The following is a 22,865-nucleotide window of genomic DNA, read 5'->3' as shown; positions in this document are numbered from 1 at the left end:
ATGCGGCATAAGGGTGCCCTTACCTTCGAACACCCCGCCAAGGACGCGTAATGTCCGAGGTCGTAGCTGGATCTCATTCACACAGCAGGAGAACGCAGTGACCTACGTGATCGCCGAGCCCTGCGTCGACGTGCTCGACAAGGCGTGCATCGACGAGTGCCCCGTCGACTGCATCTACGAGGGTGAGCGGATGCTCTACATCCACCCCGACGAGTGCGTGGACTGCGGCGCCTGCGAGCCGGTGTGCCCCGTGGAAGCCATTTACTACGAGGACGACGTCCCCGACGAGTGGTCGAACTACACCAAGGCGAACGTGGACTTCTTCGACAAGCTCGGGTCCCCCGGCGGCGCGTCCAAGGTCGGCAAGACCCCGGACGACCCGCAGTGGATCAAGGACCTGCCCCCGCAGGGCGAATGAGTTCCACGGCGCTGCCCGACTTTCCCTGGGATTCACTGGCCGGTGCCAAGACGGCCGCGTCCGCCCATCCCGGCGGCGCGGTCGATCTCTCGGTCGGCACGCCGGTGGATCCCGTTCCAGGGCACATCCGCGAGGCGCTCGCCTCGGTGTCGGACATCCCGGGCTACCCCACCACGCACGGCACGCCGGAGCTGCGGGAGTCCGCGGTCTCCGCGCTGGCGCGCCGGCACGGGGTGACGGGCATCGACCCGGCCGCGGTGCTGCCGACCATCGGCTCGAAGGAGCTGGTGGCGTGGCTGCCGCGGCTGCTGGGCGTCGGCCCCGGCGAAACCGTCGTCATCCCCGAGCTGGCGTATCCGACGTACGAAGTCGGCGCGCTGCTGGCGGGTGCGTCGGTGCTGCGCGCGGACAGCCTGTTCGCGATCGGCCCGCAGCGGCCGTCGCTGGTCTGGCTGAACTCGCCGTCCAACCCCACCGGCAAGGTGCTCGGCGCCGATCACCTGCGCAAGGTGGTCGAGTGGGCGCGCGAGCGGGACGTGGTCGTGGTTTCCGACGAGTGCTACCTGGCGCTCGGCTGGGAGGGCGAGCCGGTTTCGATCCTGCATCCCTCGGTCTCCGGCGGGGATTTCACCGGCCTGCTGGCGGTGCACTCGCTGTCCAAGTCGGCCAATCTGGCCAGTTACCGCGCCGGGTTCGTCACGGGTGACCCGGAGCTGGTCTCGCGGCTGCTCGAGGTGCGCAAGCACGCCGGGATGATCGTGCCGCGGCCGGTGCAGGAGGCCATCACGGTGGCCTTGGCGGACGACGACTTCCTGGCCGTGCAGCGCGAGCGGTACGCCCGCCGCCGGCTGACCCTGCAGAAGGCGTTGCAGGACAACGGTTTCCGGATCGACGACTCCGAGGCCGGGCTGTACCTGTGGGCCACCAGGGGCGAGGATTCCTGGCAGACGGTGAACTGGCTCGCCGAGCGCGGGATCCTGGTCGCCCCGGGCACCTTCTACGGGCCCCGCGGCGGGGAGCATGTCCGCGTGGCGCTGACGGCCACCGACGAGCGCGTGGCCGCGGCCGCGGATCGCCTGGCGGGCTAACAGTCCTTGCCGGTCAAGCCGCGGTAGACGAACCGCGTCAGTGCCTCGATGGCCTGGTCCTCGTCGAGTTCGCTGCCGACCTCGTGCCAGCGCCGGACGTAGGTGTCGACCATGGCGTACATCAGGCTCAGGCTGGACATCGGCGTGGTCGGCAGTGTCAGCCCCGCGTCGGTGATGTACTTCAGGTGGCCGAGGACGTCGGCCATCTCGTTCTCGCCGAACTTCGCGTAGGTCTTGGCGAAGGTCTCGTTGACCAGTGACGCCTCGGCGAGCGCGCGCAGGGTGGCGGTGTTCGCGCGATAGAAGCGCCAGTACGCGGCCACGTGGAAGCGGACGGCGTCCGGGTCGGTGAAGTCCGACTTGTGCTCGGCCTCCAGCGCCACATTGTCGCTCTCCGCGGACATGTCCTTCAGTAGCGCTTCGAGCAGTTCTTCCTTGCCCGCGAAGTGGTTGTAGAAGGATCCCGCCGCGCGCCCCGCCTCGGCCGTGATGTCGGTGATCTTCGTGTTCAGGTAACCGCGTGCGGCGAACACGCGCTTCGCCGCAGCCTTCAGCGCCGCTTCGGTCTCGGCCGCCTTCTCGCTGCGTTTCACGGCACCTCCTTGACAGGAACCTATCAGCGGGCAATGATGAATCAAAGTTCAGTGAATGGAGATTCAGCTATGACGACACTCATCGCGGGAGCCGGGCCGACCGGCCTGACGCTGGCCATCGATCTCGCCCGGCGGGGCCTCGACGTGCGGATTATCGACAAAGCGACCGAGTACTTCGCGGGCTCGCGTGGCGACGGGCTGCAGCCGCGCACGATGGAGGTCTTCGAAGACCTCGGGGTGCTCGACGCCGTGCTCGCCGCGGGCCGCCCGGCGCCGGAGTTCCGGGTGTACCTGGACGGCGAGCACACCATGAACCGGCGGATGGCCGAGCCTGAGCAGCCCCGGCCGGACGTGCCCTATCCGAACGCCCGGATGCTGGGGCAGTCGCAGACCGAGGGCATCCTGCGCGACCGGCTCGCGGAGTTCGGCGTGCACGTGGAGCTGGGCACGGAGCTGCTCGACTTCGAGCAGGACGAGGACGGCGTCACCGCGCGGCTGTCCACCGGCGAGACGGTGCGCGCGACGTACCTGGTCGGCGCCGACGGCGGGCGCAGCGCCGTCCGCAAGACGCTGGGAATTCCCTTCGAGGGCACCACGGACGAGTCGGTCCGGATGCTGCTGGGCGACGTCGCGGCGGACGGGCTGGACCACGAGTACGGGTACTGGTTCGCGAAGGCGGACGACCCGATGACCGGGGTGATGCTGAGCCCGTTGCCCAGTACGGACGGGCTCTTCCAGTTCGGCGCGCCGCTGTCCGAAGAGGACAGTTCGACCTCGCTGGAAACGTTGCAGAGCAAGATCGACGTGACCGGCGCGCACGTGCGGCTGACGAAGCTGACGTGGTCAACGGTGTGGCGGCCCAACATCCGGCTGGCCGCGCGGTTCCGGGAAGGCCGGGTGTTCCTGGCCGGCGACGCCGCGCACGTGCACCCGCCGACCGGCGGGCAGGGGCTGAACACCGGCGTGCAGGACGCGTACAACCTCGGCTGGAAGCTGGCCGACGGTTCGCCGGACCTGCTCGACACCTACGAGACGGAGCGGCGTGGTGTCGCCGCGCGCGTTCTCGGGTTGAGCACGGAACTGATGGAGCGGTACAAGGAGGGCGCCGAGAACGCCCACGAACGCGGCGAGAACACCCGTCAGCTCGACATCAGCTACCGGACCACCGAAGGCAAGCTCGTCCCCGGTGACCGTGCGCCCGACGCGCCGGTCGTCGACGCGGATGGCAGGCGCACCAGGCTGTTCGAGCTGTTCCGTGGTCCACATGAGACACAGCTGGTGTTCGGGGCTGCCGCGCCGGAAGCGCCGCACTCCTACGCCGTGCTTCGTCCCGGCCAGACCTGCGCGGGCCCGTACGTCGTGGACACCGATGGCCACGCCTTCGCCGCCTACGACGCGTCGGACGGGGCGAAGGTCTTCATCCGGCCGGATGGTTACGTGGGTTGAACGAGCAGGAGCCCGATGCCGTCGAGGATGCGTTCCAGCCCGAACTCGAACACCGCCTGGGGTTGGGTGGCCTGGAACGCTTCCTCGCCGAACCGCGCGATCATCGGCAACGGGCGGGCGCGCAGGCTCCGGTCGATGACCCGCTGCCGCGACCGCATCCACTCCCGGCGGCTCAGGCCGGTCTCCTGTCGTTCCCGGTTTTCGGACAGGGCGGCGCTCTGCACGAAGGAAGTGACCAGGGTGGCTACCTGCACGAGCGTGGCGAACGGGACGTCGTGCTCCGCCGCCACCGCCTGCATTCGCCAATCCGTGTAGGCCATCAGGTTCGGCCCGATCGGCGGCCGCGTGATGAGCCCGAGCTGGGGCAGCCACGGGTGCGCCTGGTAGACGGCCCACTCCGCCCGCGCGGACAGTTCGAGCTTCGCCCGCCAGCCCTCGGGCGCGCCGTCCTCGGGTAGTGGGCGCTCGGCGAACACCGCGTCGGCCATCAGGTCTACGAGGTCGTCGCGGTTCGCCACGTACCGGTACAGCGACATCGCGCCGGAGCCGAGCCGTGCGGCGAGCGCCCGCATGGACAGGGCCGCGGCGCCGCCTTCGTCGGCGAGCTCGATCGCCGCCCGCACGATTCGTTGCGCGGTAAGGGTTTCATCCCACGCCGGCGGTTCGGTGCGATCGGCGAGACGCGCGCGGTACGCCTTGCTCCGGCAGGCGCGTGAGCAGTAGCGGGGCGGCCTCCCGCGGCCGGCCTCCCGCAAGGCGCGTCCACAGGTGAGGCAGTCCATCGGTCCCCTTTTCGTCACGCTCCCGCAGCATATCGTCCCGCCGCAACAGGGGGTTTTCCCTACCGGAAACCGAGGGGAGTTCCCGATTCCCGGCAAAGGTGCAGCTCAGTACCGTTCGTATTATGACTCGTACAACGTACTCACCCGCCGTTCGATTACGCGAGGTGAGCAAAACCTACGGCGCGGGTGCCGGCCAGGTGACCGCGCTCGACCACGTTTCCTTCGACTTCGCCCCGCACCGGTTCACCGCCGTGATGGGGCCTTCGGGGTCCGGCAAGAGCAGCCTGCTGCACTGCGCCGCCGGGCTGGACCGGCCCACGTCGGGTTCGGTGTCGATCGACGGCACGGACCTCGGCGAACTCGACGAGACCGCGCTGACGAAATTCCGCCGGGAGCGCGTCGGGTTCGTCTTCCAGGCGCTGAACCTGTTGCCCACCTTGACGATCGAGCAGAACGTGACGTTGCCGGGTGACCTCGCGGGCCGCCGCCGGAAGCACCGGGCCGCGGAACAGCTGCTGGCCCGCCTCGGCCTCGGTGACCGGATCGGGCGCCGGCCCGACCAGCTTTCGGGCGGCCAGCAGCAACGCGTCGCCATCGCGCGTGCGTTGCTCGCCGACCCGGCGGTGATCTTCGCCGACGAGCCCACCGGCGCGCTCGACGTCCGCGCCGCGGCCAAGGTAATGCTGCTGTTGCGCGATTCCGTCTCGAACTCGGGGCAGACGGTCGTGCTCGTCACGCACGACCCGGTCGCCGCCTACGCGGACGAGGTCGTCTTCGTCGCGGACGGGACGATCGTGGACACGATGGACCGGCCGGACGCCGGGCGGGTCGCCGCGCGGCTGGCGGACCTCCGTCCGCGAGCGGGGGTGCGATGATGCGCGCACTCGTTTTCCGTACCCTGCGGCCGGTTTCGCAGGTGGCCGCGGCCGGGGTGATCTTCGCGGGGACGGCTTTGCTGACCGGGTTCGCCGCGCTGCTGGACACCGGCCTCAGCACGGGTCCGGAAGGGGACACCCTCCGCCTGCTGCCCATGATCCTCGGTTCGTGGACCGTCGCGATCGTGGCGTTCGCGATCGTCTCGACCGTCGCGCTGGTGATCAACCAGCGCGAGCGCGAGTACGCCCTGATGCGAGCGGCAGGCGCCACCCCGGGCCAGGTCCGGAGGCTTGTTTTCGGGCAGACACTGGTGGTCGCGCTGCCGTCGATCGCGCTGGGCGTGCTGCCCGGGCTCGGCATCGGGGCGATCGCGCTGGCGCGGCTGGCCGACGCCGGGCTGGCGCCGGTCAGCGATCTTCGATTGAGCGCGATCACGTTCACGGCGGGTGTCGCGGCGAGCCTGCTGGCCGTGGTGATCGGGGCGCTGTTCGTCGCCCGCGGTACGGCGAAGATCTCGCCCGTGCGGGCGCTCGCGTCGGCGCGGGAGTTCACCACCCGCGCGGTGAAAACGCGGCGCCGGTCGGCCGCGATCCTGTTCGGGATCGGGCTGGCGTCCGGGCTCACCGTGTTCGCCATGCCCGACGCCACCGGGCAGGTCGCGACCGCCGGGCCCGCGTGCGTCTTCTCGTCGATCGGGCTCGCCCTGCTCGGCCCGTCGCTCGCCGCGTCGTGCGGACGCCGGATCGCGCCGTTGCTCGGCACGGTGGGCAGGCTTGCGGGACACAACCTCGGCACCACCGGGGCTGCCGCCGTGCCCGCGCTGGTGATCCTCGTCGGAATGGCCACCGGCACGCTGTACATGCAGAGCACGGACAACGCGACGCAACAGGGTTCCAGCACCGACGCGGCCACGATCGCCTCGGCGAACTACCTCGTGGTGGCGATGGTCATCGCGTTCTGCGCGATCGCGGTGGTCAACACGCTGATCGCGGCGACGAGGGACCGGCGGCGGGAGTTCGGCCTGCTGCGCGTGGTCGCCGCGACACCTCGGCAGGTGCTCGGCATGGTCTCCGCGGAGGCGCTGCTGACGGCCCTGCTCGGCATCGTCCTCGGCACGCTCGCTTCGCTCGTGACGATCGTGCCGTACAGCCTGGTCAAACTGCACACGCCGACCCCGGCGGGCTCGCCATGGACGTACGCGGGAATCACCGGCGGCGCGATCGTGCTCGCGTTCGCCGCGACACTGCCGGGTACCGCGAATTCGGTGCGGGCCCAGCCGATCGCCGCGCTCGCCGGATAAGAAAACCGGCGCGGGAAAGCGTTTCCCGCGCCGGTTTCGCTGTTTTCCGGATCAGTCGTTGGCGTGCAGCGCCGCGTTCAGTTCGACGGTGGCACCGTCGCGCGCGACGACCTCCACCGCGCCGGTCGCGGAGTTGCGGCGGAACAGGGCGTTGGAGATCCCGGACAGCTCGCGGGCCTTGACCGAACGGCCCTCGACGACCACCTTCGTGCCCGCCGTGACGTACAGCCCCGCCTCGACCACCGAATCGTCGCCGAGCGAGATGCCCACCCCGCCGTTCGCGCCGATCAGGCAGCGCTCGCCGAGCGAGATGATCTCCTTGCCACCGCCGGAAAGCGTGCCCATGATCGACGCGCCGCCGCCGACGTCCGACCCGTCGCCGACGACGACCCCGGCCGAAACCCGGCCCTCGATCATCGAAGCGCCGAGCGTGCCGGCGTTGAAGTTCACGAACCCCTCGTGCATCACGGTGGTGCCGCTGGCCAGATGCGCGCCGAGGCGCACGCGGTCGGCGTCACCGATGCGGACGCCGCTGGGCACCACGTAGTCGACCATGCGCGGGAACTTGTCCAGGCTGTACACGGTGACGTTGCCGCGCGCACGCAGCCGCAGCCGGGTGGCCTCGAAACCCTCCACCGGGCAGGGCCCGTGGTTGGTCCACACCACGTTGGACAGCAGGCCGAACATCCCGTCCAGGCTCTGCCCGTGCGGCGCCACCAGCCGGTGCGACAGCAGGTGCAGGCGGAGGTAGATGTCGTGCGTGTCGGCGGGGGCGTCGGCGAGGCGCGCGATGGTCGTGCGCACCGCGACGACCTCGACCCCGCGGTCGGTGTCCGGGCCGAGCAGCCCGGCGGCGGCCTCACCGAGGGCCTCGACGGCCTGTTCACGGGAGAGCCGTTCCGTCCCGGCGGCGCCCGGCTCGACCAGCTTCGGCTGGGGGAACCAGGTGTCCAGCACGGTGCCGTCCGTGGTGACGGTGGCCAGCCCGACGCCGGTGGCGCCGGTGGTCTCGGGGTTCGGGGTCTCTTCGCTCACGGCCTTACCGTAACCGAGCGCGGCTCAGCCGGTGGCGACCTGGGTGTCGATGACCTGTTTGATGTCACGCACCGCGTTCGCGATGTCCGTCAGCGCCTGTGAACAGCCGGTACCCGTGGTGGTGACCGACTCACAGTGCGGCCCGCGGTACGCCGCCACGGCCTTGTCGAGCGAGTCCGAGAGGGTGTTCAGCTCGGGGTGTTTGGTGCCCGCCTGCTCCCGCACCATGCCGACCGTGCCGCCCAGTTCCGTGACGTACTTTTCGCAGCCCTTCGGGGTTTCCTTCGTGGGACTGGTGAAGCACTCGTCGACGGTCAGCGCGCGCAGTTTCGTCGCGAGGGCATCCGGGGTCGTCGCGACGCCGGCCCCCTTGGGCGTCGGCCCCGCTTCCTGGCCACCGCAGCCCGCGAGTGCGAAGGCGAGAGCGATGACGGCCAGGGCTTTTCGGGTACGCACGCTGTCACCGTACGCGCCGCCAGTAGTGTCGCTGTCATGACTCTCGACCTGCACGCCGACCCGGTGGACCTCACCCGCGAGCTGGTGGACATCCAGAGCGTTTCGGGTGAAGAGCAGGCGATCGCCGACGCCGTGCAGGCGGCGCTGACCGAGCAGGCGGACCACCTCGAAGTGGTCCGGAACGGGCAGGCCGTGCTCGCCCGCACCAACCTCGGCCGACCGTCACGGGTCGTACTCGCCGGGCACCTCGACACGGTCCCGGTGAACGGGAACCTGCCGCTGCGCCGCGAAGGTGACGTGCTGCACGGGCTCGGCACGGTGGACATGAAGGGCGGCGACGCGGTGTTCCTGCACCTCGCCGCCACTGTCCGTGAGCCACGCCACGACCTCACGTTCGTCTTCTACGACTGTGAAGAGATCGAGGCCACGCGCAACGGGCTCGGCCGTATCGAGCGGGAGCTGCCCGGCTGGCTCGCCGGTGACCTGGCGATCGTCGGTGAGCCGTCGAACGCCGTGATCGAGGCGGGCTGCCAGGGCACGATGCGGATCGAACTGCCCACCACCGGCACCCGCGCCCACACCGCCCGCGCGTGGATGGGCGTCAACGCGATCCACGCGCTCGCCGAACCGATGCGCCGGCTCGCCGAGTACCGCCCGCGCGACGTGGAGATCGACGGCCTGACCTACCGCGAAGGACTGCAGGCGGTCCGGGTTTCCGGTGGTGTCGCGGGGAATGTGGTGCCGGACGAGGCCGTGCTGACGGTCAATTTCCGGTTCGCCCCCGATCGCAGCGCCGAGGAGGCGGAGCAGCATCTGCGCGAGGTTTTCGACGGGTTCGAACTGTCCGTTGTGGACCTTTCGCCGGGCGCGCTGCCCGGCCTCTCGGCGCCGGCGGCGGCCGAACTCGTCCAGGCCGCCGGCGGTAAGGCGGCCGCCAAACTCGGCTGGACGGACGTGGCCCGGTTCGCCGCGCTGGGGATGCCGGCGGTGAATTTCGGTCCCGGCGATCCGACACTCGCGCACACCAGGCAAGAACACGTTCACGCGGCGGAAATCCGCCAGGTGGCCGGGGTGCTGCGGGAGTTTCTCACGGCGCTCTAAGCTTGCGGAGGTGACAGTGGACGAAAATCCCGAGCACCCGAAGGAAAAGCACCGGGGGCCGGTGGTGCTCAGGCGGAGCCGCCGGGTGGAAGCGACGACGACCGACGAACGCCTGCTCGACTCCCGTGGCCCCACGGACTGGGTCCACACGGACCCGTGGCGCGTGCTGCGGATCCAGGCCGAGTTCGTCGAGGGGTTCGGCGCGCTGGCCGAGGTGCCCCGCGCGGTGACGGTGTTCGGGTCCGCGCGCACTCCCCGCGAGCACCCCGACTACGAGCTGGGCCGCAGGCTCGGCGCGGCGCTCGCGGAAGCGGGATTCGCCGCGATCACCGGTGGTGGTCCGGGCGCGATGGAGGCGGTGAACCGCGGCGCGTCCGAGGCCGGTGGGCTGTCGATCGGGCTGGGCATCGAGCTGCCGTTCGAGCAGGGGCTCAACCCGTGGGTGGACCTCGGCGTGAACTTCCGGTATTTCTTCACCCGCAAGACGATGTTCATCAAGTACGCGCAGGCGTTCGTGTGTCTTCCCGGTGGTTTCGGCACCCTCGACGAGCTGTTCGAGGCGCTGACACTGGTGCAGACCAAGAAGGTCACGAAGTTCCCGGTCGTCCTCTTCGGACGGTCCTACTGGGGCGGCCTGTACGACTGGATCAAGGGAACCGTTTACGCCGAAGGAAAAATCGGCGAGAAGGATCTGGCTCTGCTGCACCTGACCGACGACATCGACGATGCGGTGCGCGTGGTGCAAGAGGCATACAAGGCTTGGGAGGACACCCACTAGATGCGCCGGATCTGTGTGTTCTGCGGTTCGTCGGCCGGTAATGATCCGGTCTACGCCGAACAAGCCGCGGTACTGGGGAAACTGCTCGCGGGGCGCGGGCTCGGGCTGGTCTACGGCGGCGCGAGCATCGGGGTCATGGGTGCCGTCGCGGAGGCGGCGCTCGCGGCGGGCGGCGAGGTGATCGGGGTGATCCCGAAGCACCTGATGCGCGCCGAGATCGCGCATGCGGGGCTGACGGAGCTCGTCGTCACCGAGGACATGCACGAACGCAAGGCGAAAATGGCCGAGCTGTCGGACGGTTTCCTGGCGCTGCCCGGCGGCGCGGGGACGCTCGAGGAGCTGGCCGAGGTGTGGACGTGGGCGCAGCTGGGCCTGCACGCGAAGCCGATCGGCCTCGTGGACGTGGCCGGGTACTACCAGCCGCTGCGGCGCTTCGCCGACCACATGGTGAGCGAGGGTTTCCTCCGGCCGCAGCACCGCGACCTCGTCCTCACCGACTCGGACCCGGCTGCCCTCCTGGACGCCTTCGCGGACTGGGAACCGCCCAACGTCCAGAAGTGGGCCTAACGCGGCGAACCCCGCCGCTTCGCTCCCCGCCGCTCCGCGGCCCGGCGTGTTTGCCGCTCCCGCGGGCGTGTTTGCCGCTCGCGTTGGCGTGTTGGCCTGTGGCGTCGGTGTGTTGGCCCGGCGCGCTCCGATGGCGAACGCGCAGCCGACACGCTGAGGCCACGGGAGCGGCCAACACACGTGCGGGTCCGCCCGGATCCGGCCAAGCACACGCGCGGGGGTGGCCAAGATGCGCGCGGATCCGGCCAACACATGAGCTGGAGCGGCCAACACATGAGCTGGAGCGGCCAACACACGAGCGGGTCCGGCCAACACACGAGCGGGTCCGGCCAACACGTGCCCGGGGCGGCCAACATGCGCGCCAGCACCCGACCCCGGCCCGCGGCGGGGAAGAGCTAAGCCGCTTCGCCGGGGCGTTTGTGGTAGCGGTCGACGTACTCCTGCTCCGAAAGCTCCAGGATGGCGTACATGATCTCGTCCGTGACGGCGCGGCGGATGGCGGGCGAGGACTCCATCCCGTCGTAGCGGGAGAAGTCCAGCGGCTCACCGAAGCGCACCGTGACGTTCGCCAGCCGGGGCACCTTCTTGCCGATCGGCAGCATCTTCTCGGTCCCGTTGATGCCGACCGGCACCACCTTCGCCCCGGTGGCCAGCGCCAGCGCGCCGACCCCGGTGTGCCCGCGGTGCAGCCGCCCGTCCAGCGAGCGGGTGCCCTCCGGGTACAGCGCGAACGCCCCGCCGCTTTCGAGCACCTTGCGCGCGGCCTCCAGCGCGGCCATCCCGGCCATCGCGTTGCCGCGCTCCACCGGCACGTAGTGCAGCGCCCGCAGGAACGCGGCCATCAGCCGCGCCCGAGGTCCTTTGCCGGTGAAGTACTCCGCCTTCCCGAGGAACGAAACCGGACGCGGGGTGACGATCTGGATCAGTGCGGTGTCCACCGCGGCCCGGTGGTTCGGCGCGATGATCACCGGCCCGGTCAGCGGCACGTTCTCCGTCCCGCGGACGTCCGGCCGGTAGACCAGCCTGGCCAGCGGCGCGAGCACGAGGCGGATCAGTAGGTGTAACAAGGCTCCTCCAGACGACTCCACCTTCCAGGATGTCACCGGCTCGCGGCCGGAGCCAGGTAGGTACCCCGACTTCGTCGGACCGGAGCAATGGGGCGCGCCCTGGTCGCGGCTGTGCCACGATCTGGAGGTGCGCGTCCGGACGTTCGTCCTCGTCGTCTCGGGGCTGTGCCTCGTGGCCTTCGTCCTGCTGTTCGCCCTTCCCATCCACGCCGGCACGCTGGCCTGCGGGAACGGCTGGACGATCGACCCGGGGAACGTGCCGGCCTGTGACCACGCCCGTGCGGTGCGCAAGGCCATCGGGGTGTTCGTGCTGGGGCTCGGGATTGTCGGGTTCTTCGGCGTGTTCCTCGCCTGGCACGCTCGCCCCCGCCCGCGAAACACAGCCTGAACAGCCCGAACGGTGCCACGAAACGCCAGTTCAACGTCGGGCTGACACAATCGGGGCGTGACGACCGCCCTGATCTACCTCGTAGTCATGCTGCTCGTCGCGGCGGTGGTGTTCCTGCTGGCCGCCGTCGTCTTCGGACGCGGTGAAGAGCTGGCCCCGCTGCCGCCCAGCAGCTCGCCCACCCGCTTGCCCGTCCGCGACATCACCGGCGACGACGTGCAGAAGGTGCGCTTCCAGCTGGTGTTGCGCGGGTACAAGATGTCCGAGGTCGACTGGGTCATCCGCAGGCTCGGCACCGAGATCGACGGCCTCCGCGCCCGGGTCGCCGAGCTGGAGGCCGAACGCGAGACGGCAGGATGACGGATCTGGTCTTCTCGGTCGACGTCGCCGTGCCGGCGGGTACGACGTGGCTGGCGCTGACCGACTGGCCGCGGCAGCACGAGTGGATGCTCGGCACCGACGTCCGGATCGTCTCCGGTGACGGGCGCAGCGTCGGCTCGCGGCTGGCGGCGTTCACGGGGCTGCGCGGGGTCGGGTTCACCGACACCATGGAGATCACCGCGTGGGAGCCGCCGGTGCGCTGCACGGTGCGCCACCTCGGCCGCCTCGTCCGCGGCAGCGGGGCGTTCCATGTGCACGTGAAGGGCCCGCAGACGTCCACGTTCGTCTGGTCGGAAAGCCTCGACCTGCCATTCGGCCCGCTGGGCACGCTCGGCTGGCCCGTCGCCAAACCGGCGTTCTCGCTCGGGCTGCGGCAGTCGCTGCGCCGGTTCGCGCGGTTCGCCGAGGACTATTCGATCGGGGGCCGATGACGGCGACGGCAGGCGAGGACGGCGTCGTCAGGTGCCCGTGGGGCAACACGTCCCCGGACTACGCCGAGTACCACGACAACGAGTGGGGCTTCCCGCTGCACGGCCGGGACGCGCTCTACGAGCGGCTCTGCCTGGAGGCGTTCCAGTCCGGGCTGTCGTGGATCACGATCCTGCGCAAGCGCGAGGGTTTCCGGCGCGCGTTCGACGGGTTCGTGCCGGAGAAGGTGGCCGAGTTCGGCGACGACGACGTGGCCAGGCTCCTGGCCGACGCGTCGATCATCCGCAACCGCGCGAAGATCAACGCCGCGATCACCAACGCCCGAGCGGTGCTGGAACTGGACACCCCGCTCGACGAGCTGCTGTGGTCGTTCGCCCCGTCCGGGCGCCGCGCCCGCCCCACCGCGATGTCGGACATCCCGGCGATCACCGACGAGTCCAAGGCGATGGCGCGCACGTTGAAGAAGAGCGGTTTCGCCTTCGTCGGCCCGACAACGTGTTACGCGCTGATGCAGGCCACGGGCATGGTGGACGACCATCTCAAGGGGTGCTTCCGCGCCCGGAAGTAGCAGTACCTCGCCACCCGCCGGTGAGCGGGTGGCGAGGGGAAAGCGCTTACTTGCCCTGGAACTCCGGCTTGCGCTTCGCGACAAAGGCTTCGACGGCCTCGCGGTGGTCGGCCGTGCCGCCCAGCACGGTCTGCGCGGCATCCTCCGCCGCAAGCGCTTCCTCGAGGCTGCTCTCCGCGGCGGTGCCCAGCACTTCCTTGATCTTCGCGTAGGACACCGTCGGCCCGGCGGCGAGCTTCTTCGCCACGGCCTGTGCCCGCGCGGCCAGCTCCTCGTCCGGCACGACCTCGCCGACCAACCCGATCCGTTGCGCCTCCTCGGCGTCGACCGTGCGCGCGAGCATCATCAGCTCGGCCGCGCGGCCGAGGCCGACGAGCCGCTGCAGTGTCCACGACGCGCCCGAGTCCGGGCCGAGCCCGACGTTCGCGAACGCCATCAGGAAGTTCGCCGACTGCGCCGAAATACGCAGGTCTGAGGCGTAGGCGAAGGCGGCGCCCGCACCGGCGGCCGGGCCGTTCACCGCCGCCACGACGGGCTTGGGCATGTCCACGATCGCTCGCACGATCGGGTTGTAATGATCAGCCACCGTGCTCAGCGGCGACGGGTCGCCGGCCTGCAACAGGCCCACGTGTTCTTTGAGGTCCTGGCCCGCGCAGAACGCCTTGCCCGCGCCGGTCAGCACCACCGCGCGCACCGCCGGGTCGGCCGCGGCCTCCCGCAACGCAGCGAGCAGGCGTTCCTTCAGCTCGACGGTCAGCGAGTTGTAGGCCTTGGGGCGGTTGAGCGTCAGCGTCCGCACGCCATCGGCGTCGGCGGTCAACAGCACGTCCTCGGTGGTCACTGGTCTCCTCCTGGCGTTCGGGGCCCTCGCGAGCCGCATACCAGCACCTATGCAAACACGAAAAGATCGGTCCGCGTTCGCGCGCCCATCTTGATGAGGGAGAATGACGCATGACACCCGGTTGGCTTGAGCAAGCGCGACCCGGGCGCGCCGGTTGAGACGGAGGGAGCACGCTATGGCGGCCATGAAGCCCCGGACCGGAGATGGTCCCCTCGAGGTGACTAAGGAGGGGCGGGGCCTCGTGATGCGCGTTCCGCTCGAGGGTGGTGGGCGACTCGTCGTAGAGCTGTCGGCCGAGGAGGCCAAGGACCTGGGGGTCGCGTTGCAGGAGGCCACCAGCTGACGCCGCTTTCCGTTCCCTGCACCGGCTGACGGAGCGTCAGCCGGTTTTCGCCGTCCCCGCTCGGAGGTTGCTCGATGGCGCGGTTCCCCCTGCCTGGCGTACCCAGCCGGCTGCTCGAACTCGAGGTGGCCGACGTGTCGCGCCGCGGCGCCCCAACGGCCGTGCTGGTGCGGTCCGCGCCGGAGCCGGTGGAAGTCGCCGGTGTCCGGCACTCGGGCAAGACCGGCGAGGTCCGGGTCGCCGCCGGTCCGGTGCGCTGGGTCGTCGGGGTCGGCGACGGTGAGCCGAAGGACTGGCGTGCCGCCGGCGCGGCGCTCGTCCGCGCCATCGAGGAGGATCCGGTCCGCACCGCGCAGGTCGAGCTGGACGGCGAGGTCCAGGGCGAGCACGTCGCCGAGCTCGCCACTGGCGCGCTGCTCGGCGGCTATCAGTTCAAGGTCAGCGCCGAGGGCGCCAAGCCCGGCCTGCAGACACTGCGGCTGCTCACGCCGTTCGAGCGCGCGGTTCCGGCGTACGAGGAACTGCTCGAGAAGGTGCGCGGGCTGGCCGGAGCCGCCACGCTCGCCCGCGACCTGGCCAACACTCCCTCCAACATCAAGAACCCGGCCTGGCTCGCCGACACCGCGGCGCGGGTCGCCGGTGGCCTGCCCGGTCTGCAGGCCACGATCCGGGACGAGCAGTGGCTCGCCCAGCAGGGCTTCGGCGGGGTGCTCGCGGTCGGCGGCGGTTCGGCGAGCCCGCCGCGGCTGATCGAGCTGACGTACCGGCCGCGCGGTGCTTCGCGGCATTTGTTGCTGGTCGGCAAGGGCATCACGTTCGACACCGGCGGGCTGTCGATCAAACCGGCGGCCGGGATGCACCTGATGCGCACCGACATGGCCGGTGGCGCGGCGGTGATCGCGGCCATCCGCGCCATCGCCGCGGCGAAACTGCCGGTGCGGGTCACCGCGCTGGTCCCGGCGGCGGAGAACCACGTGTCCGGCGGTTCGTACCGCCCCGGCGACGTCGTGCGCCACTACGGCGGCATCACCACCGAGGTCAGCAACACCGACGCCGAGGGCAGGATGGTGCTGGCCGACGCGCTGGTCTACGGCATCCGCCGGTTCCGCCCGGACGCGGTGGTCGACGTCGCGACGCTGACGGGCGCGATGAAGGTCGCGCTCGGCGTGCGCACCGGCGGCCTGTTCGCCACGGACGACGACCTCGCCCAGCGGCTGCTGGCGGCGGGGGAGCGCGTCGGCGAAGCGTGGTGGCGGATGCCGCTGCTGGAAGCCCACGCCGATGCCGTGCGCGGCGAGCTGGCCGACGTGCGGCAGGCACCCGGCGGGCCCGGTGGCGTCACGGCCGCGTTGTTCCTGCGCGAGTTCGTCGACGGCGTGCCGTGGGCGCACCTCGACATCGCGGGCCCGGCGCGCGCGGAAAGCGCTTACGCCGACGTTGTGCCGGGCGCAACGGGCTTCGCCGCGCGGACGCTCGTGGAGCTGGCCGAGTCCTACGCCTAAGCGCGTGTGGTGTTGTGGTCCGGGAAGGTCGCGGGTGTCTGCGTCTGGGCGCGTGTGGTGTTGTGGTCCGGGGAGGTCGCGGGTGTCTGTGCCTGGGCGCGTGTGGTGTTGCGGTCCGGAAAGCCCACGGCCGTCTACGCCTGAGCCCGCACGTAATCCCGGAAAGCCCGCACTGTCGGCGTCAGGTGCTCTGTCTCGGGGCTGAGCAAGCAGATCGTGCGGCTCACCTTCGGCGAAAGCGGGATCTCCACGACGCCGGCTGGCGTGCCGCGCCCGAAGCGGGGTAGCAGCGCCACGCCGAGCCCGGCCGCGACGAGGCCGCGCACCGTGTCGGATTCCTGTCCCTCGAAGGCGATTTTCGGTTCGAACCCGGCTTCGGCGCAGAGTGCGTCGGTGATCTGGCGTAGTCCGTAGCCGTGTTCCAGCGTCACGAAGTCGTCGTCGGCGAGTTCCGCCCAGCGAATGCGTTTGCGCTCCGCCAGCCGATGCGCCTCCGGGACCGAAAGCAGCAGCTCTTGTTCGTCGAGCGCGGTGGCTTCGAGGCCGGGCTCGACCGGCATCGGCGCGACGAGCGCGAGGTCGAGCTCGCCCGCGGCCAGCTTGTCGAGGATCTGCTGTCGTGAACCCTGCACGAGGCTGAACCGCACGCTGGGATAGCGCGCCCGGAACCCGCGCAGCAGGTTCGGCACCAGCCACCGGCCGAGCAGGTGCAGGAAGCCGAGCACGATGTGTCCCGTGTCGGGCTCGATCTCTTCCCGGGCCTTGCGCGCGCCCGATTCGACGGCGCCGAGCGCGCGGGCCGCGCTGTCGGCGAGGATCGCGCCCGCTCTCGTCAGCCGCACCCCGCGGCCAACGGGTTCGACGACCGGGGCGCCGAGTACGTCGGCGAGCGCGCCGAGGCGGCGGCTCACGGTGGGCTGCGGAACTCCCAGCAGCTGGGCAGTACGGGTGATGTTGCCCGTTTCACCCAACGCCGCCAGCAGCGCCAGGTTGGGGGCCAGGTGGTGTACCACGCGCTGGTCAGCGAGGCGTGCGTCCGAGTCATACGACACGGTATGGATCGTGGCATATTTCTGCATTAGACGTATCGGTTAGCGCGTCTTACTTTCGACTCGTGTCCGCTGACCTGCTCGTTCCCGTCCGCGCCGAAACCCGGCGCGTCAAGATCGCCGTTGCCGCCGCCGGGATCTCGTCCTTCGCGTTGCTGTACGCGCCGCAGCCCGTGTTGCCGCAGCTCGCCGAGCAGTACCACCTCGATCCGGGCAGTGCGTCGCTCGCGGTCAGTGTCGCCACCGGCGCGCTGGCGATCGCGGTGCTGCCGCTCGCCGCGTTGTCGGAGCTCGTCGGACGGCGGCCGGTGATCATCGCGTCGGTGCTCGCGTCCGCCGTGCTCGGACTGCTCCTGCCGCTGGCCCCGGCCTACCCGATCTTGTTGGTACTGCGTGCTTTGCAGGGTGTCGCGATCGCGGGCTTCGCCGGAGTCGGCGCGGCCTACCTGGTGGAGCGGCTGGGCAAGACCGGGGTGGCGGCCGCGGTCGGCGCGATGGTCGCGGGCAACTCACTCGGCGGGATGCTCGGCAGGCTGTCCGCCGGATTCAGCGCCAGTGCACTCGGCTACCACGGCGCGCTCGTCGTGGTCGGCGTCGTCGGATCGATCTTCGCGGTGATCACGGCGTTCTCACTGCCGCCCTCGCGCCGGGAACCGCGGGACAAACCGGCGGTGGGTGAGCAACTGAGGGGCGTGCTGGCCGGGGTTCGATCCGCCCTGAGCAAGCCCGTGCTCCTCGCGCAGTACGCCGTGGCACTGCTCGCGATGGGCGCGTTCGTGGCGATGTACAACGCGGCGGGTTTCCGGCTGACGAGCGAGCCGCTCGACCTCTCACCCGCCATCGCTTCGCTGGTCTTCCTCGCCTACGCCATGGGCTCGGTCTCCTCGGCGACCGTCGGGCACCTGGTGAACCGCTTCGGCCGTTTGCGGTCGGCGGTGCTGGCGCTGGCCGTCACGGCCGCCGGGATTCTCCTCACGCTGCCCGACTCGCTCCCGGTCGTCGTGCTCGGTTTCTTCGTGCTGACCGGCGGTTTCTTCGCCGCGCACGCCGTCGCCAACAGCTGGACGGCCGCGGAAGCGCCGGACGACGCGCGTGGCCAGGCCTCCGGCACCTACATGCTCATGTACTACCTGGGCAGCAGCGTCGGCGGCACGGCAGGCTCGGTGATCTTCGCGCACGCCGGCTGGACGTGGCTGGTGGTGGCCGCCATCGCCTGGCTGGCGTTGGCGGTCGGCGTGGTTTCCGCCACCGCGCGAAGCTAGGAGCGCATCGCCGCGACGAGCAGCCCGCCTCCGACCGGCAGCATCGACGGGACGAGCCGCTCGTCCTCTCGCAGCGCGCGGGCCAGCTCACGGGCCGCGGCCTGGCCGGGGTCACGACGGCCGTTGTCCGTGCGCGGCGTGAGCACCCCGTGGAACGCGATCACCCCGCCCGGGCGCAGCAGGCTCACCCCGTGCTCGTAGTAGCCCGGGTACTCCGCGAGCGAAGCGTCCACGAACACGAGGTCGTAGCCGCCGCTGGTCAGCCTCGGCAGCACGTCCATCGCGCGGCCGGTGATCAACCGGGTGCGGCCCGGCGCGAACCCGGCTTCGCGGAAGGTCTTGCGGGCCGTGCGGTGGTACTCGGGCTCGATGTCGATCGACGTGAGCACGCCCTCGGGCGCCATCCCGCGCAGCAGGTACAGCCCACTGGAGCCGGTGCCGGTGCCGATCTCGACGACCGCCCTCGCCCGCAGGCAGGTGGCCAGGAAGCACAGCGCTTCCCCCGCGTGGGCGCCCAGCGGCACGCAGCCGAGCTCTTCCGCCCGGTCACGGGCGGTGAGCAGCGCGTCGTCGTCAGGCAGGTGGCCGCCGGCGTGATCTTCGACGCCCATGGCCACCCCCGGATGCGTCTCGGGGGTCACAGCGCAAAGGTTAGCGCTGGTCGTCGCCAAATCAGCGCAAGACGTGCACACTTCTCTCAGGCGCCTCTCAGACCGGTCTCACTACATACATAAGGAGAGCGGTCAAGCTACGTCTCAACAGGAGATGGGAACACGGCGTGGCCGGACCACGTTGGGTAGAGCAGTAGGGAGAACAGCCTGATGGAGGTGCCTTCCCCGCCGATGCAGAAGACCCCGCTGAACGACGAGGCCGCGACCGAGGGCCAGCCGGTGAAGGTCGACGAGGCCGAGTGGACCCCGCCGTCCTGGGACGAGGTCGTGCGCGAGCACGCCGACCGCGTCTACCGGCTCGCGTACCGGCTGACCGGTAACAGCCACGACGCCGAGGACCTCACCCAGGAGACATTCATCCGGGTCTTCCGCTCGCTGGCGTCCTACAAGCCAGGCACCTTCGAGGGCTGGCTGCACCGCATCACCACGAACCTCTTCCTCGACATGGCGCGCCGCCGTTCGCGGGTGCGCATGGAGGGGCTGCCTGAGGACACCGACCGGATCGTCGGCGACGATCCGAGCCCGGAGCAGGTCTACAGCGACACGCACCTGGACCCGGATCTGCAGGCCGCGCTCGACGAGCTGCCGCCGGAGTTCCGCGCCGCGGTGGTGCTGTGCGACGTCGAAGGTCTGTCGTACGAGGAGATCGGCGCCACGCTCGGGGTTAAACTGGGCACTGTGCGCAGCAGGATCCACCGTGGCCGGCAGGCCCTGCGCGCGTCGCTGGAACGGCGCCGTGCGCTGAAGGAGGAATCCGTGGAGGCTTCCGTATGACCGATTCGCGCGGTCGGGGCCTGCTTCCTGAATCGCACCTTCTTCCCGACGCCGTCGTCGCTTTCGTGGATGGCGAGCTGTCGCTGGGTGCGCAGGATCGGGCCGCTTCCCACATCGCCAGGTGTCCGCTCTGCGCGGGTGACGTGGCCGCGCAGCGTCAGGCTCGCGCGGCGGTGCACGACGCCCCGGCAGTGCCGGGGATGTCCGCCGGTTTCCTGGCCAGCCTGCGCGCGATACCGGACCACACCGATCTGCCGGTGACCCCGGACAACCTGGCGGTCACCGAAGACGGGCAGCTGGTCGCCATCCAGCGTCCCGAGCGTGTCGCGGGGCTGCGGGGCATGCCCGCCGGGCTCGGCTCGTCGGCGCCACTCGGCTCGGGCACCCCTCTCGGTGGTGGCTCGGCCGTCCTCAACTCGCACCGTTCGGCTTCGGTGCGCAAACGCGCTGCGCAGGGCGCCGGGGTCGTCGTATCCGGCATCGTGCTGAGCGCGCTGGCGCTCGTGGCCACCTCCAGTGGGGGCAGCACGGCGCAGACCAACCCCGAGCCCAGCGGCGGCACCCCGCCCGGTGTGCTGCGGGCGCAGTTCGGCGGTCAGCAGGCGGCCCCCACGACCACGACCACCGCGCCGGTGGCCACCCCCGTCGTGGAGAACCACTGACGCCTGCTTCACTGGCATGACGGAAGAATCGGTGGCGTAGGGTCACGCCGAGCGTTGCAGTCCGTCTATCCCGGGGAACGATGAGCCAGCCGAACACGCCTGAGGAAAACTCCGGCGCACCGCGCGAACCGCGGCTCGCGCCAAGGCCACTGGACCGTCCCCCGGTCGATTCCGCGCAGGCGGCCACCTTCGGCAGGCCGCACGGAGTGGACGGGGCCTTCGACAAGCTGTACGCCCCCGGCACCCGCAACGGCGGGCAGATCATCAGCAAACCGCCCGCGCCCGAGTCGCTGGTGGAGGCCTTCGGCCGTCCGCCGGGCGCGGACGACGTGAAGCTGCAGCGCCCCGGTGACGACACGGGCCAGCCCGGCGCCGAGCCGGAGTCGCCGTTGTGGTCCAAGCCTGCCGACCCGTGGCGTGACCCGGGTGCTGCCGCCGTGCTGGGCGGTCCCGCGGTGGAGGCCGAATCCGAGGACGAGGACGGCGAGGAGCGGCCCAAGGGGCCTTTGCTCTCGCTGCCCGAGGTGTTGCTCGGCCGTCGCGTGAAGCCGGTCGCGCTCGCCCTGCTCGGTGTGATCTGCCTGCTCATCGGCGCGGTCGGCGGGCTGGTCGGCTGGGGCATCGCGCGTACCGGGAATTCGCTCACCGGCAGCGCGACGATTTCCGAGGCCGAAGCGGGTAAGGAACGCGCGCCGGGTTCGATCTCCGACATCGCCAAGCGCGTCTCGCCCGCGGTGGTGTCGATCGAGGTGAAGTCGGGGGAGTCCGGCAGCGTCGGTTCCGGCGTGATGATCGACCCCAACGGCTATGCCATCACCAACAACCACGTGATCTCGCTGGCCACGGACGATCCGCAGGCCAAGATCACCGCGGTGTTCACCGACGGCACCCGCACCGACGCGAAGGTCGTCGGCACCGACCCGAAGACCGACCTCGCCGTGATCAAGGTGGGGGTGGCGAACCCGACGGTCATCCAGATCGGGAAGTCCGCGGACCTCGAGCCCGGTGATTCGGTGATCGCCGTCGGTTCGCCGCTGGGCCTGCAGAACACCGTGACCGCAGGCATCGTGAGCGCGTTGCACCGCCCGATCACCGCGCAGGGCGAGAACGGTGAGCCCCCGGTCACCTATGACGCGATCCAGACCGACGCCCCGATCAACCGCGGCAACTCCGGTGGCGCGCTGGTGGATTCGACGGGCGCGCTGATCGGGATCAACTCGTCGATCCGCACGGACAGCGGCGATTCGGGGCAGGGCGGCAGCATCGGCATCGGCTTCGCCATCCCGGCGGACGACGCGATCAAGATCGCCCGCGCGCTGATCAGCACCGGTTCGGTCAAGCACGCCGATATCGGGATCAACGCGGCCTCGGTCGCGGCGGAAACCTCCGAGGGTGCTCAGGTGGTCAACGTCGTCGACGGCGGGCCCGCCGCGAAGGCCGGTATCGGTGAGGGCGACGTGATCACGAAGGTCGGGGATCGCATGGTGCGCAATGCCGCGGAGCTGACCGTGGCCGTGCGGGCGCACAACATCGGTGAGGTCGTGCCGGTTCAGCTGGTCCGGCAGGGCAGGCCTCTTGTCGTCGACGTAACCCTGGGTTCGGATTAGCGGGGTACCCTGTTGCGGCAGGGGCCTGCACGAGGCGGAGGTTGACGGGTGTTCGATAGCGTTGGCTGGGGCGAGATCCTCGTCCTCATCGTCGCCGGTCTGTTCATCCTCGGCCCGGAACGGCTGCCCGAAGCGGCTTCGTGGCTGGCCAAGAGTGTTCGCAAGGTCCGCGAGTTCGCGAGCGGCGCGCGGCAGCAGCTGAAGGACGAGATGGGCCCGGAGTTCGAGGAATTCCGCAAGCCGCTCGAGGACCTGCGCCAGCTGCGGAACTTCGACCCCCGCCGCGCGATCACCAACCACCTGTTCGACGGCGACCCGGATCCCTTGGGGCTCAACGGAACCAGCGGTGGCAGCACCAAGCCCAACGGCTACCCCGCCGTCGCCGCGAAGCCCGAGCAAGAAGCCCTGAAGCCGGGCGAGAAACCCCCGGTAGACCCGGACGCCACCTGATTTTCGGGCTTTCGGCGGGACCTTCGAAACCGAGCCGTGCGCACCCACGCGCCCGATCCCACGCACCTAAGCCATTCTCGCCACCCTCCACCGCGTCACCGGCCGCCGAGCAACGCGACGGCTTCTCCCCGGCCAGACTCCCCTCGCCTCCCCGATCCCCAGCCGCATTTGCGGTCACGGGGACGGGTCAAGGTACTCTTTCCCGCCTTGACGCGGCGCCGTGACCGCGAACACTCAAAGATCGGGGCGGGGAGGGGAGCACACAGCGCGCGCTACGCGCGTCCGTTGCTGCCCCAAGCCGGAGACTCCAGCCCAGGCCGGAGCGCTCCCACAAACCGGCACGGCGAGTCCCCTAGCCCACAAGCTTCGTCCCACCACCAACCGCTGGCATCGGCAACACACGCGCGCGAGCGGCCAACACGGGCGGGAGG

General features: G+C 70.5%; 27 protein-coding genes. 19 read left to right on the top strand and 8 right to left on the bottom strand.

What is annotated here, in order from left to right:
• Nucleotides 1-97 precede the first annotated feature (97 nt).
• Together fdxA and dapC are read left to right on the top strand one after the other, a co-directional pair.
• On the top strand, nucleotides 98-418 hold the full coding sequence (gene fdxA, locus FPZ12_RS21505) for a ferredoxin (protein ID WP_144748265.1): 321 nt from the start codon (nucleotides 98-100) through the stop codon (nucleotides 416-418).
• Nucleotides 415-1,506, top strand: coding sequence for a succinyldiaminopimelate transaminase (dapC, locus tag FPZ12_RS21500; protein WP_144748264.1), 1,092 nt, complete (start codon nucleotides 415-417; stop codon nucleotides 1,504-1,506). The genes fdxA and dapC overlap by 4 nt, the downstream gene beginning before the upstream one ends.
• On the opposite strand, the gene FPZ12_RS21495 is transcribed toward dapC, so the two are convergent.
• The gene (locus FPZ12_RS21495) at nucleotides 1,503-2,099 is read right to left on the bottom strand and encodes a TetR/AcrR family transcriptional regulator (protein WP_144748263.1); all 597 of its coding nucleotides are present in this window, start codon (nucleotides 2,097-2,099) and stop codon (nucleotides 1,503-1,505) included. The two genes, dapC and FPZ12_RS21495, sit on opposite strands and share 4 nt — an antisense overlap.
• Before the next feature lie 69 nt (nucleotides 2,100-2,168).
• Here FPZ12_RS21495 and FPZ12_RS21490 point away from each other — a divergent pair, with 69 nt between their 5' ends.
• Nucleotides 2,169-3,545 carry an FAD-dependent monooxygenase gene (locus FPZ12_RS21490; RefSeq protein ID WP_144748262.1) on the top strand — a complete coding sequence of 459 codons (1,377 nt, stop codon included), beginning with the start codon at nucleotides 2,169-2,171 and terminating at the stop codon, nucleotides 3,543-3,545.
• Here FPZ12_RS21490 and FPZ12_RS21485 read toward each other — a convergent pair.
• A complete protein-coding gene (locus tag FPZ12_RS21485) occupies nucleotides 3,533-4,345 on the bottom strand; it encodes a TetR/AcrR family transcriptional regulator (RefSeq protein WP_144748261.1) in 813 nt (270 codons plus the stop codon). The genes FPZ12_RS21490 and FPZ12_RS21485 overlap by 13 nt on opposite strands.
• A gap of 104 nt (nucleotides 4,346-4,449) precedes the next feature.
• On the opposite strand from FPZ12_RS21485, the gene FPZ12_RS21480 reads away from it, so the two are divergent.
• Nucleotides 4,450-5,202 (top strand): ABC transporter ATP-binding protein, encoded by a 753-nt coding sequence (locus tag FPZ12_RS21480; protein ID WP_144748260.1) that lies wholly within the window; start codon nucleotides 4,450-4,452, stop codon nucleotides 5,200-5,202.
• Nucleotides 5,202-6,503, top strand: a complete 1,302-nt coding sequence (locus tag FPZ12_RS21475) for an ABC transporter permease (protein ID WP_166462854.1) — start codon at nucleotides 5,202-5,204, stop codon at nucleotides 6,501-6,503. The genes FPZ12_RS21480 and FPZ12_RS21475 overlap by 1 nt, the downstream gene beginning before the upstream one ends.
• Before the next feature lie 51 nt (nucleotides 6,504-6,554).
• On the opposite strand, the gene dapD is transcribed toward FPZ12_RS21475, so the two are convergent.
• The gene (gene dapD / locus FPZ12_RS21470) at nucleotides 6,555-7,538 is read right to left on the bottom strand and encodes a 2,3,4,5-tetrahydropyridine-2,6-dicarboxylate N-succinyltransferase (RefSeq protein WP_144748258.1); all 984 of its coding nucleotides are present in this window, start codon (nucleotides 7,536-7,538) and stop codon (nucleotides 6,555-6,557) included.
• Between the two features lie 24 nt (nucleotides 7,539-7,562).
• The gene (locus tag FPZ12_RS21465) at nucleotides 7,563-7,994 is read right to left on the bottom strand and encodes a hypothetical protein (RefSeq protein WP_144748257.1); all 432 of its coding nucleotides are present in this window, start codon (nucleotides 7,992-7,994) and stop codon (nucleotides 7,563-7,565) included.
• Nucleotides 7,995-8,030: 36 nt separating this feature from the next.
• On the opposite strand from FPZ12_RS21465, the gene dapE reads away from it, so the two are divergent.
• The 3 genes from dapE to FPZ12_RS21450 are packed head-to-tail and all read left to right on the top strand — an operon-like array spanning nucleotide 8,031 to nucleotide 10,440.
• Complete coding sequence (gene dapE, locus FPZ12_RS21460; protein WP_144748256.1) at nucleotides 8,031-9,095, top strand: succinyl-diaminopimelate desuccinylase; 1,065 nt, start codon at nucleotides 8,031-8,033, stop codon at nucleotides 9,093-9,095.
• A 10-nt stretch (nucleotides 9,096-9,105) separates the two neighbouring features.
• Nucleotides 9,106-9,873, top strand: coding sequence for an LOG family protein (locus tag FPZ12_RS21455; RefSeq protein WP_144748255.1), 768 nt, complete (start codon nucleotides 9,106-9,108; stop codon nucleotides 9,871-9,873).
• Nucleotides 9,874-10,440, top strand: coding sequence for an LOG family protein (locus tag FPZ12_RS21450; RefSeq protein ID WP_144748254.1), 567 nt, complete (start codon nucleotides 9,874-9,876; stop codon nucleotides 10,438-10,440).
• Between the two features lie 395 nt (nucleotides 10,441-10,835).
• On the opposite strand, the gene FPZ12_RS21445 is transcribed toward FPZ12_RS21450, so the two are convergent.
• Entirely contained in the window at nucleotides 10,836-11,507 is a 672-nt protein-coding gene (locus FPZ12_RS21445) for a lysophospholipid acyltransferase family protein (protein WP_144748253.1), read from the bottom strand.
• A 127-nt stretch (nucleotides 11,508-11,634) separates the two neighbouring features.
• On the opposite strand from FPZ12_RS21445, the gene FPZ12_RS21440 reads away from it, so the two are divergent.
• From FPZ12_RS21440 to FPZ12_RS21425, 4 genes are read left to right on the top strand one after another with little or no spacing between them, the layout of a single operon-like run.
• Nucleotides 11,635-11,895 carry a hypothetical protein gene (locus FPZ12_RS21440; protein ID WP_144748252.1) on the top strand — a complete coding sequence of 87 codons (261 nt, stop codon included), beginning with the start codon at nucleotides 11,635-11,637 and terminating at the stop codon, nucleotides 11,893-11,895.
• A 57-nt stretch (nucleotides 11,896-11,952) separates the two neighbouring features.
• Nucleotides 11,953-12,255, top strand: coding sequence for a DivIVA domain-containing protein (locus tag FPZ12_RS21435; RefSeq protein WP_144748251.1), 303 nt, complete (start codon nucleotides 11,953-11,955; stop codon nucleotides 12,253-12,255).
• A complete protein-coding gene (locus FPZ12_RS21430; protein WP_144748250.1) occupies nucleotides 12,252-12,707 on the top strand; it encodes an SRPBCC family protein in 456 nt (151 codons plus the stop codon). Before FPZ12_RS21435 ends, FPZ12_RS21430 begins: the two co-directional genes overlap by 4 nt.
• The gene (locus FPZ12_RS21425) at nucleotides 12,704-13,273 is read left to right on the top strand and encodes a DNA-3-methyladenine glycosylase I (RefSeq protein ID WP_144748249.1); all 570 of its coding nucleotides are present in this window, start codon (nucleotides 12,704-12,706) and stop codon (nucleotides 13,271-13,273) included. The genes FPZ12_RS21430 and FPZ12_RS21425 overlap by 4 nt, the downstream gene beginning before the upstream one ends.
• 46 nt (nucleotides 13,274-13,319) lie before the next feature.
• Here the strand turns inward: FPZ12_RS21425 and FPZ12_RS21420 are convergent, their stop codons facing one another.
• The gene (locus FPZ12_RS21420; protein ID WP_144748248.1) at nucleotides 13,320-14,114 is read right to left on the bottom strand and encodes an enoyl-CoA hydratase-related protein; all 795 of its coding nucleotides are present in this window, start codon (nucleotides 14,112-14,114) and stop codon (nucleotides 13,320-13,322) included.
• Nucleotides 14,115-14,289: 175 nt separating this feature from the next.
• Between FPZ12_RS21420 and FPZ12_RS21415 the strand changes: the two genes are divergently transcribed.
• Together FPZ12_RS21415 and FPZ12_RS21410 are read left to right on the top strand one after the other, a co-directional pair.
• Complete coding sequence (locus FPZ12_RS21415) at nucleotides 14,290-14,457, top strand: DUF3117 domain-containing protein (protein ID WP_081617745.1); 168 nt, start codon at nucleotides 14,290-14,292, stop codon at nucleotides 14,455-14,457.
• Nucleotides 14,458-14,531: 74 nt separating this feature from the next.
• Nucleotides 14,532-15,959, top strand: coding sequence for a leucyl aminopeptidase family protein (locus FPZ12_RS21410; RefSeq protein ID WP_144748247.1), 1,428 nt, complete (start codon nucleotides 14,532-14,534; stop codon nucleotides 15,957-15,959).
• 134 nt (nucleotides 15,960-16,093) lie between these two features.
• On the opposite strand, the gene FPZ12_RS21405 is transcribed toward FPZ12_RS21410, so the two are convergent.
• On the bottom strand, nucleotides 16,094-17,011 hold the full coding sequence (locus FPZ12_RS21405; protein ID WP_166462853.1) for a LysR family transcriptional regulator: 918 nt from the start codon (nucleotides 17,009-17,011) through the stop codon (nucleotides 16,094-16,096).
• Nucleotides 17,012-17,073: 62 nt separating this feature from the next.
• Between FPZ12_RS21405 and FPZ12_RS21400 the strand changes: the two genes are divergently transcribed.
• On the top strand, nucleotides 17,074-18,270 hold the full coding sequence (locus FPZ12_RS21400; RefSeq protein WP_243769952.1) for an MFS transporter: 1,197 nt from the start codon (nucleotides 17,074-17,076) through the stop codon (nucleotides 18,268-18,270).
• Here FPZ12_RS21400 and FPZ12_RS21395 read toward each other — a convergent pair.
• Nucleotides 18,267-18,881 (bottom strand): O-methyltransferase, encoded by a 615-nt coding sequence (locus FPZ12_RS21395; protein WP_144748302.1) that lies wholly within the window; start codon nucleotides 18,879-18,881, stop codon nucleotides 18,267-18,269. The two genes, FPZ12_RS21400 and FPZ12_RS21395, sit on opposite strands and share 4 nt — an antisense overlap.
• Nucleotides 18,882-19,091: 210 nt before the next feature.
• Here FPZ12_RS21395 and sigE point away from each other — a divergent pair, with 210 nt between their 5' ends.
• The 4 genes from sigE (at nucleotide 19,092) to tatB (ending at nucleotide 22,434) form a co-directional block, all read left to right on the top strand.
• On the top strand, nucleotides 19,092-19,715 hold the full coding sequence (sigE, locus tag FPZ12_RS21390) for an RNA polymerase sigma factor SigE (protein ID WP_144748245.1): 624 nt from the start codon (nucleotides 19,092-19,094) through the stop codon (nucleotides 19,713-19,715).
• Nucleotides 19,712-20,377 (top strand): zf-HC2 domain-containing protein, encoded by a 666-nt coding sequence (locus FPZ12_RS21385; protein ID WP_144748244.1) that lies wholly within the window; start codon nucleotides 19,712-19,714, stop codon nucleotides 20,375-20,377. The genes sigE and FPZ12_RS21385 overlap by 4 nt, the downstream gene beginning before the upstream one ends.
• Before the next feature lie 80 nt (nucleotides 20,378-20,457).
• Nucleotides 20,458-21,984 (top strand): S1C family serine protease, encoded by a 1,527-nt coding sequence (locus FPZ12_RS21380; RefSeq protein WP_144748243.1) that lies wholly within the window; start codon nucleotides 20,458-20,460, stop codon nucleotides 21,982-21,984.
• Between the two features lie 48 nt (nucleotides 21,985-22,032).
• Nucleotides 22,033-22,434, top strand: coding sequence for a Sec-independent protein translocase protein TatB (tatB, locus tag FPZ12_RS21375; RefSeq protein WP_144748242.1), 402 nt, complete (start codon nucleotides 22,033-22,035; stop codon nucleotides 22,432-22,434).
• Nucleotides 22,435-22,865: the final 431 nt, after the last annotated feature.

The sequence above is a fragment of the Amycolatopsis acidicola genome (assembly GCF_007713735.2).
GTDB classification, from domain to species: Bacteria; Actinomycetota; Actinomycetes; order Mycobacteriales; family Pseudonocardiaceae; genus Amycolatopsis_E; species Amycolatopsis_E acidicola.
This window is presented reverse-complemented; position numbering and strand designations above follow the sequence as displayed.

Bases quoted from the DNA above. Each gene is read 5' to 3' on its own strand.
- FPZ12_RS21385 (WP_144748244.1), top strand. From the start codon at position 19,712: ATGACCGATTCGCGCGGTCGGGGCCTGCTTCCTGAATCGCACCTTCTT.
- FPZ12_RS21410 (WP_144748247.1), top strand. From the start codon at position 14,532: ATGGCGCGGTTCCCCCTGCCTGGCGTACCCAGCCGGCTGCTCGAACTC.
- FPZ12_RS21380 (WP_144748243.1), top strand. From the start codon at position 20,458: ATGAGCCAGCCGAACACGCCTGAGGAAAACTCCGGCGCACCGCGCGAA.
- FPZ12_RS21415 (WP_081617745.1), top strand. From the start codon at position 14,290: ATGGCGGCCATGAAGCCCCGGACCGGAGATGGTCCCCTCGAGGTGACT.
- FPZ12_RS21425 (WP_144748249.1), top strand. From the start codon at position 12,704: ATGACGGCGACGGCAGGCGAGGACGGCGTCGTCAGGTGCCCGTGGGGC.
- FPZ12_RS21395 (WP_144748302.1), bottom strand. From the start codon at position 18,881: ATGGGCGTCGAAGATCACGCCGGCGGCCACCTGCCTGACGACGACGCG.
- dapC (WP_144748264.1), top strand. From the start codon at position 415: ATGAGTTCCACGGCGCTGCCCGACTTTCCCTGGGATTCACTGGCCGGT.
- dapE (WP_144748256.1), top strand. From the start codon at position 8,031: ATGACTCTCGACCTGCACGCCGACCCGGTGGACCTCACCCGCGAGCTG.
- FPZ12_RS21490 (WP_144748262.1), top strand. From the start codon at position 2,169: ATGACGACACTCATCGCGGGAGCCGGGCCGACCGGCCTGACGCTGGCC.
- FPZ12_RS21475 (WP_166462854.1), top strand. From the start codon at position 5,202: ATGCGCGCACTCGTTTTCCGTACCCTGCGGCCGGTTTCGCAGGTGGCC.
- sigE (WP_144748245.1), top strand. From the start codon at position 19,092: ATGGAGGTGCCTTCCCCGCCGATGCAGAAGACCCCGCTGAACGACGAG.
- FPZ12_RS21450 (WP_144748254.1), top strand. From the start codon at position 9,874: ATGCGCCGGATCTGTGTGTTCTGCGGTTCGTCGGCCGGTAATGATCCG.
- FPZ12_RS21430 (WP_144748250.1), top strand. From the start codon at position 12,252: ATGACGGATCTGGTCTTCTCGGTCGACGTCGCCGTGCCGGCGGGTACG.
- FPZ12_RS21480 (WP_144748260.1), top strand. From the start codon at position 4,450: ATGACTCGTACAACGTACTCACCCGCCGTTCGATTACGCGAGGTGAGC.